Raw genomic sequence first — 15,867 nt, 5'->3', positions numbered from 1 at the left:
GGATGGCCGATGAACGCAATTGATATCAAACTTTGGCGAGAACTTTGGAATATGCGTATGCAGGCTATGGCGATTGCCATGGTCATCATTAGCGGTGTGGCTATTTTCATCATGTCGTTAAGCACTTACGACTCACTCTATCAAACTCGTGAAAGCTACTATCGAGACAATCATTTTGCCGATATTTTTGCCTCTCTAAAGCGCGCCCCACTCTCTGTCGTAAAAAGTATTGAAGCCATTCCGGGTGTGGACAAGGTGGAAACACGTGTGGTCACCTACGTAAACCTGGATATTAGCGGTTACGATGACCCGGTGAGCGGCCATTTGATTTCAGAGCCTGACAATAGCAAAAGCTTACTCAACCAAATCTATTTACGTGACGGCCATACTTTGGAAGCGAACCGTGATAATCAGATTATTCTGAGCGAAGAATTTGCCGATGCCCATCAACTCAAACCGGGTGATAAACTCAAAGCCACCATCAATGGCCGCAGTAAAAACCTAACCATCGTCGGCACCGGCTTATCCCCTGAATACATCTATCAAATCGCCCCGGGTGCGATGTTTCCCGACTATAAAAGCTACGGCGTCATGTGGATGGCTCGCACCCCTTTAGCCAGCGCATACGATATGAAGGGGGCTTTTAACAATGTCAGTCTCACCCTCTCTAAAGGCACCAATCAACAAGATGTGATTGACGAACTCGACAATATTCTTGCGCCTTATGGTGGTGTGGGAGCCTATGCACGTAAAGACCAACTGTCAAACCGCTTCTTGAGTGAAGAACTCAAACAGCTACAAAACATGGCCACCATGTTCCCCATTATCTTTTTTGGCGTGGCGGCCTTTTTATTGAATGTGGTAATCAGCCGTTTGATTGCTTTAGAAAGAGAGCAAATCGCTATTCTCAAAGCCTTTGGCTACAGTAATTTAGCCATCGGCTTACACTACAGCAAACTGGTGTTAATGATTGTTTCCATAGGCATTCTATTCGGCATAGCGATAGGTATTTGGATGGGGCAAGGTCTAAGCGGACTTTACATGGACATTTATAGCCTCCCCTATATGCACTATCTATTGGAACCCAGCGTGATTGCTTCGGCCGCTTTGGTGAGTTATGGCGTCGCATTAATCGGTACTCTGCATGCGGTCAATAAAGCAGTTAGATTGTCTCCCGCTCAAGGCATGCGCGCCGAACAACCTACCATTTACCGGCCAACGGTCGTTGAAAAACTCGGCTTACAGAAACATTTCTCTCAGCCTTCTCGCATGGTGTTACGTCATATCGAGCGTCGCCCTTTCAAATCTTTCCTTACCACTTTAGGTATTAGTTTGGCTTGTGGAATTATGATGGTCAGCGGGTTTCAGGAAGGCGCTATCAATGAGATGGTAGACGTTCAATACAATATGAGCCAGCATGAAGATTTAATGGCATTGTATGCAGAACCGACTTCAACCCGTTCACTCTATTCTATTGAGAACATTCAAGGGGTAGAGTTGGCGGAAGGCTTCCGTAATGTATCCGTCAATTTAAAGTATGAACATCGCTCTTACCGAACCTCGGTAAAAGGGGTCGAATCCAATCAGGCATTGACACGTCTGCTCGACAGCCAACTTGAACCGATTCAAATCCCTGAGCAAGGCGTGATTATTACCGATTACCTTTCCGAACAACTTCACATCCAACCGGGTGACATCCTAACCATCCAAGTGTTGGAGGGAAATCGCCCGATGTTACAGGTACCGGTCATTGGCACTGCCAAAGAATATTTGGGGCTGAACGTCTACATGCAACGCAACACCTTAAATCGACTGCTCAAAGAAGGGGACGTGATTTCGGGTGCTTATTTAAAGGTGGATGAAAAGTACCAGAAACCGGTGTATAACGAACTGAAGAATATGCCTAGAATTGCCGGTGTGGTCGAACAAAAATCGGCTATTGAAGGCTTTTATGAGACCATGGACGACACCATTCTATTCTTTAGCTTCATCTCTACACTATTAGGAGGAAGCATCGCTTTTGGTGTGGTTTACAACAGTATGCGAATCGCCTTATCAGAACGTAACCGGGAACTGGCCAGTTTACGTGTGTTGGGTTTTCACCGCAGTGAAATCGCCTATATCCTATTAGGTGAACAAGCGGTATTGACCCTATTTGCCATACCGATCGGTTTTGTTATCGGCAATGGCTTTTGCGCCTATTTAGCGATGAAATTCGATAGTGATTTATACCGGATCCCCCTTATTTTAGATAACGATGTTTATGCCATGGCCGCGTTGGTGGTGATTGCTTCCTCACTACTTTCTGCGATTATGATATGGCGAAATCTTGCGCACCTTGATATGGTAGCGGTATTAAAGGCTAAGGAGTAACTATGCGCTTCCCATTACAGAGCCATCCCGGCATTCTTATTGTTGGTTTGGTCATTACCGGTTTATTGGTTTGGGGCTTTTGGCCAAAACCCGTTATGGTTGAAACCACTCAAGTACACCGCGCTCCACTCACCGTCGGAATTGAAGAGGATGGTCGTACTCGAGTGATTGACCGTTATGTGATTTTGGCACCGGTCAATGGCATGACTTGCCAAATGAAGTTGCATGTTGGCGATACGGTTACTCAAGGTGAAAACTTATTGGGGATTACACCTTTGAGGTCGCAAGTGCTCGATTCTCGTAGTCGAGCTCAAGCTGAAGCGCAAGTTTCAGCGGCAAAATCAGCGGTACAAGCCGCTCAAGCTCAAGCAAACTCAGCCAAAGCCGCTGCGCAATTAGCTCAAGAGAAATTCCAACGATATCAACCCTTGTTGAGCAAGGGGTTGATTTCTCAAGAAACACATGATGAAGCTAAAACCGCCTCCTTAACCGCCAATGCCAATATGCGTTCGGCCAATTTTGCGGTGGAAGTGGCTAAGTATGAACTGCAAGCGGCAATGACCACCTTGCAATTTTCAGCTATACAACCCGATAAGCAACAGCAAGAACGAGTCGCGGTCAACTCCCCTATCACTGGCAAAATCCTTAAGGTAGAGCGCAAATGCGAAGGCCCGGTTATGACTGGCGAAGCTTTATTGGAGGTTGGCGATCCTACTGCATTAGAAGTGGAGGTGGACGTACTTTCTGCCGATGCGGTCAGAATCAAACCAGGAATGAAAGTCCTGTTTGACCGCTGGGGAGGCGATCATCCATTGGAAGGTGTGGTGCGTTTGATTGAACCTGTCGGTTTCACTAAAATTTCTGCCTTAGGGGTTGAAGAGCAGCGTGTCTGGGTGATTTCAAACTTTACCTCACCGTCCGAAGAGTGGCAGCGTTTAGGTGACGGTTACCGAGTGGATGCCAAGTTTGTGCTTTGGCATGAAGATGATGTGTTACAAGTTCCTTCAAGCGCCCTATTCCGCTATCAAGATGGTTGGGCGGTATTTTCTATAGAGGATAATGTAGCCAAACGCAAACCCGTTAAAATCGGTCAGCGTAATGGGTTGAGTGTGCAGATTCTATCCGGCCTGGTAGAGGGTGAGAAATTGATTAACCATCCTAGTGATGCCGTTGATGATGGGGTTAAAGTTAAGCAACGCTTAACGAATTAACGCTCTATAGAGATGTAACTTGATTGGCATGTTTTTTCTGTGCCAAACAATCCCACCAGGCCTGATCAGTTAAAAACACACGCATTAAAAACCAAAAAAGCCAAGCTTGTCGCTTGGCTTTCAGTTCGGTTAGAGTGTTAACCCGAGTCTTTAATTTAATGGTTGAATCACTAATTCATTGCCCTTAAACAAAGGAATCAACACACGATGACGCTTAGTATCCAACCCTAAGTCAGCGGGTGACTCCAAACCATCGACAATGGTAGTGACTGTTTTATCCGCGGCAATGGCATATACCGCAGAAGTTTCCCAGCTTGAAGTAATGATGGTACCGTCATGCAAACTCAACAATCCATCCAAACGTCCGCCCTCTAATGTCATCTCAGACTGCTTTACCCCTTTATTGTCTAGCAAGACTAACTTACCACTGCCAAAAGTACCGATAATGACACCACCATTATGTGCAGCCACACCATTTGGCTTACCTAAATCAGTGCTTTTAACTAAAGAAGAAACCTTACCATCCAAACCGATTTGATAGACGGCATCGGTTCCCGAACCGGTAAAACCTGGAGCTAACCCGGTATCGGTTACATATATGCTGTTTTTATCCGCAATAGAAACGCCATTTAAAAAAGTCGCACCTTTCACGGGAATATCATCCAACTGCTTGGCGGATTTTAAATCGAAAACTCGAACAGTATCGATATCGGCAATCAATAAACGATCACCCATAATTTGCATGCCTTTTGGTGCGTTCAGGGCAACATCCGCTGCAGCACCGTCCAACCATTTCAGCTCTATCACATCACCATTAGGTGAAACTTTGGAGATAAAGCCATTGTCGTCTTTATCAAATGGGTTGCCATTGATATTTGCGACTAGATAGACATCTTCATCCGCATAATATTCAACCGATTCAGGGGTGGCAAATCCCACATCACTTACATAGATCGCTTCAGCATCTGCCACATTCGCTTCGTTTGCAAACGTAACCTGCACAGGCAGAGCCAAACTTAAAAAAGCGATACTAAACAGTGCTTTTAAAGAACTTTTTTTAAATTTTGAACCCATTTTCAACACCTCTTGTTAGAAAATTTTATATTGAGATTTTTCTTGCTAATTAATCTGAGTTTAGCAGAATTTACACAAAACAAAACCAAATTTATCGCCATATCCAAATAGCCAAAAACATAACGATGAAAGCAGCTCATCCTTTGCCAGAGGCATCTACAAACCGATCTATTAAAACTCAATAAATCTATCAACATAGCGTACTCAAGAACTCAAAATTAAAACTTCATTCTGAATATGGTGTGATTGAACCATCTCTGGAAACTTTCTTAATCTACTCATACAGTCATAAGTTTTTTGAATTATTATTCATAAATATATTTTATTACAATATTCTCGTCTAACTAAAGAAGTTATGAAGGAACTGCAATGATTAGAACCCAAACCTTTTTAACAACCGCATTGCTACTGTTACCGCTTGCGCTGTACGCTGTCTATCAAGCCACCCAAGTCACTCAGCTATATACAATCACCTTGATTCTTATTGGGGGGCTTTTAGGGGCTTCGTTAAATTATTTTCAGTATGGATTCAGTAGCAGTTTTCGCTCTTTATTATTGGAAAAACGTACCGCTGGCATGCGTGCCATCATTTGGTTATTGGCGATTGCCATTCTATTATTTGCACCGCTATTAGCGATGCAAAACTTCAATGGCCAAAGCTTTAACGGATTTATCCGTACTTTAAGCCTGGCAATCCCATTGGGTGCGTTTATTTTTGGTATAGGAATGCAAATCGGTTGCGGTTGTACTTCTGGAACACTAAATCGTGTTGGCCAGTTACAAGCAATGTCTTTTACCACCCTGTTTTTTATGGTTATTGGTGGAACCTTTGCTGCCTACACCTTTAGTGACTGGAATACCCTACCGTCTATTGAACCGTTCGCTTTTCAACGTGAGTTTGGTTGGTTACCAGGCCTGTTCATTCAATTGAGTTTACTTGCGGGACTGTATTTCTTACTGCAAAACATCGAGCGCAAACACCATCAAGACTACCACAGCCTATCCAGTAAAGAGAATGGCAAACGCATCAACCATCCCTTCCTGATTGCAGCGGTTAGCTTGGCGTTTCTAAATGCTTGTTTGCTGTTTATTTCAGGAATGCCATGGTCGATTAGCTCCATCTTTCCTTACTGGGGAACCCATCTGATCGACCTATTCAATCTACCGTTTGACTGGTCTTTTTGGGATTACACAATGGAAAACACCACTCGCATGAATCAAGGATTTTTTGAAAACACGGTAAGCCTGACCACAATGGGGTTGATTCTAGGAGCTTTCACCGCCTCTTTACTCAAGCCGAGAACGAAAGTCGCCATCACCTATAAAGGTTTGATAGGTAGCTTGGTTGGTGGGGTTTTAATGGGGTATGGTGCGGTTATGGCTTCGGGTTGCAATATCGGCGCTTTCTTTAGTGGAATCGCCTCGGGTAGTTTGCATGGTTGGGTATGGTTGGTGTTTGCGCTGTTAGGAAATATATTTGGCTTAATGATTCGCAAACGTCTAGTTTGATTGCGGCCTAACTTGCTACACTTGAGCCACTACACATAACCAACCCATTCAGTCAACAACCCAACCAGGCCTGGTGGGTTGTTGAAATCTCTTTAAAACGCCACCTCTATACTGGAATCTTATAAAAGAATACCAGTCTGTTTTGGCGGACTAGGTTTAGTTAAGATCGGCCAATAGATAATCGAAAGTAACGTAAAAGCACTGATCCATCCCCATTGGCTCAACTGCATCCACAACAGATAATGCGCTGAATCCACCATTGGCAACACCACTCTAACCAGTGCGGTAACGGTTAAGATAAAGAAGACCGGCACCAGCCACTTTGGCGGTTCAAAGACATTACGATGAGTGTGTCCCAAAGAGATTCGGGCCATGATAGATGAACATAACAATCCTATGCCGCCAGCCGCTAAGGCATGGATCGCCAAGGATTCACTGAGCATTTTCAAGCCCACGAAACCATACAACAACATACCTAAGATCATAAAGGCATAAGAGACATATAACGGCCATAACAGCGCGATTTTCCATACCTTAGGGTGATGCCATTTATACCAACGTAAAAAATGAATTAACGCTAAAGGGAATGCAACCATTGAGGTAATCCAATGATTTGGAGCAAGTGCGGCCGCACACATTAAAGCTAAAAAACCGCCGATGGCTAAACCATCAATCCATTTAACATTGTCCTTTTCAGGCAAGCCTAATGCTTTTTCAGTGAAGAATGGGATTAAACGCCGCATCATAGTCAGGTTAATCGCCAAAACGAGAAACAATCCGCCGATAACCCCCCAATACACACCTTGCTGGAAAAATCCTAATGCACCGGCATAAAACAATCCATTAGCGACAATCAATAGCAAAAACTTAACCGACAACCCGATCTGTTTCCACTGCTTTGTTTTATAAATGGGAATAAAGAAATGAAGGAACAAGCCTAAAGTAAAGCCGATATCCAAGAGCGCGATGAACGCTAACGGGAGATTGATTAAAAACCCAACACGCGCAACAAACCATAAGACAAATAAACTGGCCAAAGCTTTACCGGATGCGGAATTTAAACCCGTCCAATTCATTACCGCGGTCAGTAAAAAACCGCTGATGGTGGCTAGAGCGTAACCAAACACCATCTCATGGGCATGCCAATACATCGCGTCAACCCCCGAAAACGCGGTTATGGCGAGCGGATAATTCAACCACCAAACCAGCATGGATAATGCCGCAAACAGACTGCCGCCTAGAAAAAACGCACGAAAGGCTCTATCAAAAAAATACATAGGTTTACGCTCAAATTGAAGTGGTGAAAACAGCGATTATAAATATGCCTAAACACCAGGCCTGCTCGTTTTCAAAATTACCGGTAAATGATTTGCAAGGTAAGCCTGATTGAACTGAGTTAACGTGATTTATCTCGGTTTTGCCAATAACTTGCAAATAAAGCACCCGATAGATTGTGCCAAATACTGAACATAGCTCCGGGCAAAGCACTTGCCACACTGAAATACTTTAGTGCCAAAGCGACACTTAACCCCGAGTTTTGCATGCCCACTTCGATTGCCACAGTTCTGGCAATGACACTATCGTAGCCTAGCTTTTTCGCTAAGAAGTAACCTGTCATTAACCCGATTAAGTTATGCAATATCACGGCAAACACCACTGTCCAAGCGACGGTTGAAAGGTTATTGCTATTTAAAGCCACGACAATCGCAATGATAAACAGGATCACCAACATAGAGAAAAGTGGAAATATGGATTGAATTTTTTGTATTTTATCGTCAAACAATGTCTTTAGAGCCATGCCAATCACAATGGGAACAATGATGATTTTAAACAACATCATCAGCATTGCACTTACGGCAACATCGACCTGTTGCCCTAAATACAACCAGGTCAATACCGGTAATAAAACCACTGCGGCCAAGGTCGAAACAATGGTCATACTCACCGATAACGCCACATCGCCTTTCGCCAAATAGGCCATCACATTGGAGGCGGTTCCACCAGCCGTAGCTCCGACCAACATCATCCCTATCGTCAACTCCAATGAGAGGCCAAAAACCAGGGACAAAATCCAAGCAGCCAGGGGCATCACCAAAAATTGAATGGCGACTCCCAGAGCAACGACTGTTCGATGTTGCCATACGCTAATAAAGTCTTGCCACCTGAGTGTCAGCCCCATTCCGAGCATAACGGCCATTAACAGAGGGACTATCCACACTTTTAAATCCACAAACCATTGCGGAAACATCAGCGCAACCACACTGATAGAAAGCGCCCAAACGGGAAATGCCAAAAGTAAAATCAAATCATTCCTAAACTGGAGTTTTGGGTTATCGGCAAGCAACAACCCGGTTATAGATATGGGATTATCAATTCAGTATCAATTCATAATCAATGCGGAAATCAACCCGATCAATCCACCAAAGACACCACCCCAAACGACTAACCAACCAAGATGTTCCTTAATCATTTTTTGTACCATCTCTTTAACCATTTGCGGGGTTAACTCCTCAAGCCGGGCATCGATGATTTCAGCGACTTTGGCCTGAATATCTGCCATTACATCAGGCTGGTCCAACTCATCCTGTAACATTTGATGAAAAGCATCCGTTTGCGTCATCTCAATCAACGAACTCTTCATATTGGTTATAAACGGTTCTCTTAACGGCGTTAAGGCATCAGCACCACCAAACATGCTTAACATCGAACCAAACGATGAGTTCATGATCACTTCAACCAAACGATCATAAGATGGCGATAAATCGACTTTTTCAATTACCGGCTTAAGCTCGAACTTGGCATTTTGTGCGCTATTGGCGACAAACTTATCAATATTCTCTTGATTGAAGAACTGTTCCATCATCAAGGTTTTAATGGCCGTTTTAAACTCTACAAAACGATTGGGAATCACACCTGAACCTACCAGGCCTGGTACCTTTTCAAATAGCATATATACGGCTAACCAGTTGGTTAAAGCGCCCGATAAGGCAAATAACCCAACCATTAACAGAAAGGTATTTTCCAAGAAATAACCCAATACCAAAAGGATAACAGCAGTCAAGTTGGTTACTAACGACTTATTCATTTAATAAAAACTCCAATATGTTTAATCGTTATTTCGTTCCGCTACCACAAAGGCAACCGTATGATGTTTTTCATCACTGATGCTAATCGACCAGTGCGTTATACCGAGTTCATTTGATTTTTCTAAGGTTGAACCCGCTAACAATAAAATAGGCTGACCACTCTCTTTATGGCCAACCGTCATGTCTTTGAAGCGAACGCCATGTGCAATCCCGGTGCCTAACGCTTTAGAAACCGCCTCTTTCAAAGCCCAACGTTTTGCCAAAAACCGTTCGGGATAGAGCTGATTTTTAAACTCAAGCAACTCCGCATCGGACAATAAACGCTCCGAAAACGCAGCACCTTGCTTTTTATAGACCTTCTCGATGCGCTCAACATCAACGATATCCGTACCTACACCGATAATCATTATCTAAGCCTAGTCGTTGAGGTAGGCTTGTTGACGCGCTTCAACCATCAGGCGTTTCATCTCTCGCACCGCATCTGGTAAACCAGAATATACCGCTTGTGCAATGATGGCATGACCGATATTCAACTCTTCAATTTCTTTCATGGCAGCGATAGGCTGAACATTGTGGTAATGCAACCCGTGCCCGGCATTGACCACTAAACCAAGACTATGGCCAAAACTCGCCGCCTTTTGAATACGCTCGATCTCGGCTTGGACTTCAGCCGGTTTTTCCAATTCCGCATAGGTTCCCGTATGCAATTCAATCACCGGTGCACCAACTTCTTTGGCCGCTGCAATTTGCGTTTCATCAGGATCGATAAACAGCGAAACCCTACAACCGGCCTCGGCTAAACGAGCGCAAACGTCGGTTAACCAAGCTTTTTGACTAGCCACATCCAAGCCGCCTTCCGTCGTCAATTCTTCACGCTTTTCTGGCACAAGGCAAACATCTTCCGGTTTTTGCTGAATGGCAATCTGCACCATCTCTTCGGTAGCCGCCATCTCTAAATTTACTTTGGTCTGACGCATGGCCGAAATACGCACCACATCTTCATCCTGAATATGGCGTCTATCTTCACGTAAATGCAAGGTGATACTATCCGCACCGGCCATTTCCGCATCCAGTGCCGCTTTGATAGGATCCGGATATCGTGTACCGCGAGCTTGGCGCAGAGTCGCAACGTGATCAATATTCAAACCTAAGTAAATCGGATTCATGAGAAGTTCCTTAAAAATAATATGCTGAGAATAAACGAACTATTATCGCTAATTGAAAGCCAAATAACATGGAAAAATCGATAATTTAATGTGGATAATCTTGAGTGAAACGCAATCGGTTGACGATTAATTGAATAATTCACGTGTCATTATCGGCTTATCCCCCAAATACAGCGCCAGGATGGCTCTGAACAAACGCTTGAGTTGTGGCAAACAGTGTTCACAATAACGCATCTCATCCAATGCCAATAAACACTCACCCTGGATTAACACACCTTGTTGCTGTGAATCACAGGCTGACAGAACCGCACCATATTGCGGATAATATTGATAAGTCGCTTCTGCGGATATGGTTTGCTGATGCACATCTTGATCACATAACAGACCATGCCCGAGTTCCGACAACAGTTGAAATTCAAATTGACGTAATGACCAGGCCTGTTCACTGCGTTGCTGAGCCGCCAACAGCTGATATAAGGTTTGCTGATAAATATCGAATAACGCTTCGGTAGCGACTTGAGGGAAAAGTAGACGGTATAGCAATTCGTTGACATACAGGCCGCAAATATTCGCTTCGGCTTGCAATGGAAAGCGCAAATTGGCAAGTTCGATTTGCTGAATACTCAGCAAATCGGTTTGTGAATTTGATTTTTCACGCCACTGCAAAGTCAACTGCTGAAAAGGCTGCAACATGGCGGTTTTTTGCGAAGCTGTCTTTCGTCCGCCACGCACTCCCCGAACCACGCCATTGACTTTGCCGTACTCAGGAGTAAAAAAAGTCACTAAGGCGCTAGTCTCCCGATAAGGACGAGAGTGAAGTACAAACGCAGACTGTTCTATGTTCATAACAGCCTATTACTCAATTAGCTTGAATAGTTATCGTCATACCCTAAACTTGCCAAAGCACGGGCATCATCAGACCAGTTCTCTTTCACCTTAACCCAAAGTTCCAAATGCACACGACCGTCAAGCAAAGCAATCAAATCCTTACGGGCCTGTATGCCCATCTGCTTGATCAGTTCACCTTTTTTACCGATTACGATCTGTTTTTGGCCTTTGCGTTCAACCAAGATAAGCGCGTTGATCAACCAACGCCCCTCTTCTTCGTCATACTTAAACTGTTCAATCTCGACCGTTGAACCATAAGGCACCTCTTCACCCAAGGTACGCATCAACTTTTCACGAATGATTTCCGCGGCTAAAAAGCGTTGTGAACGGTCGGTGATATACTCTTCCGGAAAGATTTTCTCTTGATGTGGAAGGTACTTAAGCACCTCTTTCTTGATCAAATCCAATCCACTTTTCTTGTAGGCAGAAATAGGAATCAGGGTATCCATGGTGACACTCTCACCCACTTTTTGCATAAACGGGAAAAGGTCTTCTTTGTTTTTGTAGTTGTCGATTTTATTCATCAACACCACAACCGGGGTATCAATCCCCTTTAGTTTTTTGGCAACCGCTTCATCTTCTTTAGTCCAACGGCCGGCTTCCACCACAAATAAAATCACATCAACATCGGCAAACGCACTATTCGCGGTACGGTTCATGTAATCATTAATCGACTTCTCACCGCCCAAATGCATACCAGGCGTATCCACATAGATGATTTGGTGTTCCTGCGTGGTATAAATTCCGTGAATTCGGTGACGAGTGGTTTGCGGTTTATGAGAGGTGATACTCAGTTTTTGACCCAACAACTCATTCATAATAGTGGATTTACCCACATTAGGGCGACCGATTACAGCGGCAAAACCGGCTTGGTAATCGGTAGGCTGATTTTTATCGGCATCACTACCCGCTAAGATTTTTTCTAAAGACAATTCGTTATCTGACATTATTTTCTCAATTTAATCAAATTGTTAGTTGATTAATTATAGTATTTTTAGAGTTGAAAAACAGAACTTACCAGGCCTGGTAGTTTGACTCTGTCCAGCACTATCGATTTTACAGTTCGCCTAACGCTTCTAAAGCGATTTCGGCTGCTTTTTGTTCTGCTTTTCTACGGTTTGTGGCGATGGCTTCAAACTTGGAATTCAGTTTTCCGACATAACAAGAAACGGTGAATTCTTGATCATGAGCGGCACCGTTAACGCTAATAATACTGTATTCAGGCAACTCTTCATTTTGCGATTGTAGATATTCTTGTAAACGGGTTTTGGGATCTTTACCGACTTTTTTCGGGTCGAGCTCCTGAAGGCGTTTTTGATAGAAACGCATGACCATTTCACGACAAGCATCTAAACCACCATCTTCATACACCGAGGCAATAATCGCCTCTACCGCATCTGCAATAATCGAGTTACGTCTAAAACCACCGCTTTTCAGCTCGCCTGGACCTAAAACCAAGTAATCACTCAAAGCATACTCACGACCGATAACCGCTAAAGTATCCCCTTTAACAAGATGTGCTCTGACACGGCTCATATCGCCCTCAGGCAATTTATTGAACTGATGGAACAAGACATCAGCAATCATGAAGTTCACTAAGCTATCGCCTAAAAACTCTAAACGTTCGTTGTTTTTCGCCCCCATGCTTCGGTGGGTAAGCGCATGTTGTAAAAGGGAGATATCTTTATATTGATAGCCCAATTTTATGGCTAATTGCTCTAACTTAGCTAAACGTTCTGTAGAGAGTTTACTGCTTTGCTTGGCCATATTACTGAATTCCTGTTCCAAGACGATTCAAATGTAAACCATCATCCCAGTTCATCCAAATACCAAAAGCTTTACCTTTTAGGTTTTTCTCAGGTACAAAGCCCCAAAAACGGCTATCGTTACTGTGATCACGGTTGTCACCCATCATAAAATAGTGACCTTCAGGTACCGTCACGGTATCCATATCACGCGAAGATTTTTCCATATCCAACAGGATTTGATGTTTTTTGCCACCAGGTAAATCCTCTTCGACAACCGAGGCGCCATTCATAATCGCGCTGGATTCTGTGCCGTGATATTTACCGATGTATTGTTGAGGTACCGCTTTACCGTTAATGAACAATGTACGGCCTACATAGGTGATTTTATCGCCCGGTAGACCAATCACACGCTTGATGTAATCTACATCGGGATCATTTGGATATTTAAAGACCACAACATCACCACGTTGCGGATCAGAAATAGGAATAATCTTAGTTTGCAAAACCGGTAATTTTACACCGTAAGAAAACTTATTAACCGCAATGAAATCGCCTATCTGCAAGGTTGGGTACATAGAACCCGATGGGATTCTGAATGGTTCGATAATAAAAGAACGTAAAATCAATACCACTAAAAACACAGGAAATAGTGATCGTGCATATTCGATTAAAATAGGCTCCTTTTCCGGCATCATGGCCGATAAACGCTTAGGACGCCAAACCACTTTATCAACATAAGCAATCACACCGGTAATCGCTGTGACAATCACTAAAATTAATTCAAAACTCATGTTTAAGACTCTCCTGTGTCTAGAATCGCTAAGAAGGCTTCTTGTGGTAACTCTACACTACCAATTGATTTCATACGTTTTTTACCTTCTTTCTGTTTCTGCAGTAGCTTCTTCTTACGTGAGACATCACCACCATAACATTTTGCGGTTACGTTTTTACGTAAAGCTTTCACGTTGGAACGACCGATGATTTTGCCGCCAATCGCCGCTTGAATAGCGACATCAAACATTTGGCGAGGAATCACATCTTTTAACTTTTCAATAATCACCTTACCGCGAGTTGTCGCAAAACTACGGTGCGCAATCAGCGCTAAGGCATCCACTTTTTCACCGTTAATCATAAAGTCGACACGAATCAGGTCATCCGCCTGGAAACGTTTGAACTCATAATCCATCGAAGCGTATCCACGACTACATGATTTTAAACGGTCGAAGAAGTCTAAAACGACCTCGTTCAATGGCAGTTCATAGTTGATAGAAACTTGTCCGCCAGAGTACTGCATGTCTTTTTGTACCCCACGCTTTTCGATACACAACTTCATGACCGCACCAACATACTCATTCGGAACCAAGATATTCGCTTGGATAATCGGCTCACGAATCTCTTGAATAATGCCAGCATCAGGCAGTTCAGAAGGGTTATCGATGGTGATGATATCGCCGGCTTTGGTTAAGACTTCATAAATAACCGTTGGGGCGGTTGTGATCAAGTCAATGTCGTATTCACGTTCTAAACGTTCTTGGATGATTTCCATGTGCAACATACCAAGGAAACCACAACGGAAACCAAATCCTAAAGCTTCTGATGTTTCAGGTTCAAAATGCAAAGCCGCGTCATTTAAACGCAATTTACGTAGCGCTTCACGTAAATCTTCATATTGCTCGGAAGTTACCGGAAATAAACCGGCAAAAACACGGGGTTGAGCCGGTTTGAAACCAGGCAGAGCATCGACCGCTTCACGGGCCGCATCACACAAGGTATCCCCAACAGGCGCGCCATCGATGTCTTTGATTCCAGAAATAACATAACCTACTTCACCCGCACTTAAAAACGGCTTAGAGGTACGCTTTGGAGTAAAGATACCCACATCATCGACCAGGTACTCTTCTTTGGTAGACATGACTTTCATTTTGGTCTTTTTACCGATTTTACCGTCAATCACCCTAACCAAAGAGACCACACCTAAATAATTGTCAAACCACGAGTCGATAATCAAGGCTTTCAACGGTGCATCCGGATCACCTTGTGGAGCAGGAATCTTAGCAACAATATCCTCTAAGGTTTCGCGGATACCAATACCTGATTTAGCGCTCGCACGCACCGCATCAGCCGCCTCAACACCAATAATCTCTTCAATCTCTTCAATGACACGTTCTGGATCGGCTGCAGGTAGGTCAATCTTATTCAACACCACCAGCACTTCTAGACCTTGCTCAATGGCTGTATAGCAGTTAGCAACCGTTTGCGCCTCTACACCTTGAGAAGCATCAACCACCAACAAAGCGCCTTCGCAAGCAGCTAAAGAACGCGAAACTTCATAAGAGAAGTCGACGTGACCAGGAGTATCGATAAAGTTCAGTTGATAAGTTTCACCATCATCCGCCTTATAGTTCAACGTAACACTTTGTGCTTTGATGGTGATGCCACGCTCTTTTTCAATATCCATCGAATCCAGAACTTGAGCTTGCATCTCTCGGTCAGTTAACCCACCACATAAATGAATAAAACGATCCGCAATGGTCGATTTACCATGGTCGATGTGTGCAATAATCGAAAAATTTCGAATATGTTTCAAACTGTCTGACATTTAAGCTCCAACTTAACTATATCTTTAATTTGCTGAACTTTTACTCGGCAAATCAACTAAAAAAACACTATAAAAAAAGGGGCCACTGCCCCTTTTAATTCAACCTTGACTAAGTTATTTTTGTTTAACTTTAACCTGGCTGTTTTGGTTACCAATGAATGGCGGGTATTTTACGCTAATTTAAGGTTTTTCGCATTGATAAATCTCATAGAG

The 15,867-nt window shown here is 43.6% G+C and carries 14 protein-coding genes; 3 read left to right on the top strand and 11 right to left on the bottom strand.

Annotated features, from left to right (window positions below; all coding sequences use genetic code 11):
- Nucleotides 1-9: 9 nt before the first annotated feature.
- Nucleotides 10-2,373 (top strand): ABC transporter permease, encoded by a 2,364-nt coding sequence (locus tag L6421_RS04810; RefSeq protein WP_237264126.1) that lies wholly within the window; start codon nucleotides 10-12, stop codon nucleotides 2,371-2,373.
- Between the two features lie 2 nt (nucleotides 2,374-2,375).
- Nucleotides 2,376-3,584, top strand: a complete 1,209-nt coding sequence (locus tag L6421_RS04805) for an efflux RND transporter periplasmic adaptor subunit (RefSeq protein ID WP_237264124.1) — start codon at nucleotides 2,376-2,378, stop codon at nucleotides 3,582-3,584.
- A 150-nt stretch (nucleotides 3,585-3,734) separates the two neighbouring features.
- Here the strand turns inward: L6421_RS04805 and L6421_RS04800 are convergent, their stop codons facing one another.
- Complete coding sequence (locus L6421_RS04800) at nucleotides 3,735-4,658, bottom strand: SMP-30/gluconolactonase/LRE family protein (RefSeq protein ID WP_237264122.1); 924 nt, start codon at nucleotides 4,656-4,658, stop codon at nucleotides 3,735-3,737.
- 369 nt (nucleotides 4,659-5,027) lie between these two features.
- Here L6421_RS04800 and L6421_RS04795 point away from each other — a divergent pair, with 369 nt between their 5' ends.
- Nucleotides 5,028-6,167, top strand: coding sequence for a YeeE/YedE family protein (locus tag L6421_RS04795; protein WP_237264120.1), 1,140 nt, complete (start codon nucleotides 5,028-5,030; stop codon nucleotides 6,165-6,167).
- A 119-nt stretch (nucleotides 6,168-6,286) separates the two neighbouring features.
- On the opposite strand, the gene L6421_RS04790 is transcribed toward L6421_RS04795, so the two are convergent.
- The 10 genes from L6421_RS04790 to lepA all read right to left on the bottom strand — a co-directional run bounded on the left by L6421_RS04790 (nucleotide 6,287) and on the right by lepA (nucleotide 15,654).
- Nucleotides 6,287-7,444: an NnrS family protein gene (locus tag L6421_RS04790; protein ID WP_237264117.1), complete on the bottom strand. Its 1,158-nt coding sequence runs from the start codon at nucleotides 7,442-7,444 to the stop codon at nucleotides 6,287-6,289.
- Nucleotides 7,445-7,563: 119 nt separating this feature from the next.
- The gene (locus L6421_RS04785) at nucleotides 7,564-8,472 is read right to left on the bottom strand and encodes a bile acid:sodium symporter family protein (protein ID WP_237264115.1); all 909 of its coding nucleotides are present in this window, start codon (nucleotides 8,470-8,472) and stop codon (nucleotides 7,564-7,566) included.
- A gap of 75 nt (nucleotides 8,473-8,547) precedes the next feature.
- Complete coding sequence (locus L6421_RS04780) at nucleotides 8,548-9,252, bottom strand: DUF445 domain-containing protein (protein ID WP_237264113.1); 705 nt, start codon at nucleotides 9,250-9,252, stop codon at nucleotides 8,548-8,550.
- A gap of 21 nt (nucleotides 9,253-9,273) precedes the next feature.
- Nucleotides 9,274-9,660 carry a holo-ACP synthase gene (gene acpS / locus L6421_RS04775; protein ID WP_237264111.1) on the bottom strand — a complete coding sequence of 129 codons (387 nt, stop codon included), beginning with the start codon at nucleotides 9,658-9,660 and terminating at the stop codon, nucleotides 9,274-9,276.
- Nucleotides 9,661-9,669: 9 nt separating this feature from the next.
- Nucleotides 9,670-10,419: a pyridoxine 5'-phosphate synthase gene (gene pdxJ / locus L6421_RS04770; RefSeq protein WP_237264109.1), complete on the bottom strand. Its 750-nt coding sequence runs from the start codon at nucleotides 10,417-10,419 to the stop codon at nucleotides 9,670-9,672.
- Nucleotides 10,420-10,545: 126 nt separating this feature from the next.
- On the bottom strand, nucleotides 10,546-11,265 hold the full coding sequence (recO, locus tag L6421_RS04765; RefSeq protein ID WP_237264107.1) for a DNA repair protein RecO: 720 nt from the start codon (nucleotides 11,263-11,265) through the stop codon (nucleotides 10,546-10,548).
- Between the two features lie 17 nt (nucleotides 11,266-11,282).
- Complete coding sequence (era, locus tag L6421_RS04760) at nucleotides 11,283-12,254, bottom strand: GTPase Era (RefSeq protein WP_237264105.1); 972 nt, start codon at nucleotides 12,252-12,254, stop codon at nucleotides 11,283-11,285.
- Between the two features lie 109 nt (nucleotides 12,255-12,363).
- Nucleotides 12,364-13,074 carry a ribonuclease III gene (gene rnc, locus L6421_RS04755; RefSeq protein WP_237264103.1) on the bottom strand — a complete coding sequence of 237 codons (711 nt, stop codon included), beginning with the start codon at nucleotides 13,072-13,074 and terminating at the stop codon, nucleotides 12,364-12,366.
- A gap of 1 nt (nucleotide 13,075) precedes the next feature.
- Nucleotides 13,076-13,846 carry a signal peptidase I gene (gene lepB, locus L6421_RS04750; protein WP_237264102.1) on the bottom strand — a complete coding sequence of 257 codons (771 nt, stop codon included), beginning with the start codon at nucleotides 13,844-13,846 and terminating at the stop codon, nucleotides 13,076-13,078.
- A gap of 2 nt (nucleotides 13,847-13,848) precedes the next feature.
- Nucleotides 13,849-15,654 carry a translation elongation factor 4 gene (gene lepA, locus L6421_RS04745; protein ID WP_237264100.1) on the bottom strand — a complete coding sequence of 602 codons (1,806 nt, stop codon included), beginning with the start codon at nucleotides 15,652-15,654 and terminating at the stop codon, nucleotides 13,849-13,851.
- Between the last annotated feature and the right edge of the window lie 213 nt (nucleotides 15,655-15,867).

This window comes from Thiomicrorhabdus immobilis (assembly GCF_021654855.1).
GTDB lineage: Bacteria > Pseudomonadota > Gammaproteobacteria > Thiomicrospirales > Thiomicrospiraceae > Thiomicrorhabdus > Thiomicrorhabdus immobilis.
This window is presented reverse-complemented; position numbering and strand designations above follow the sequence as displayed.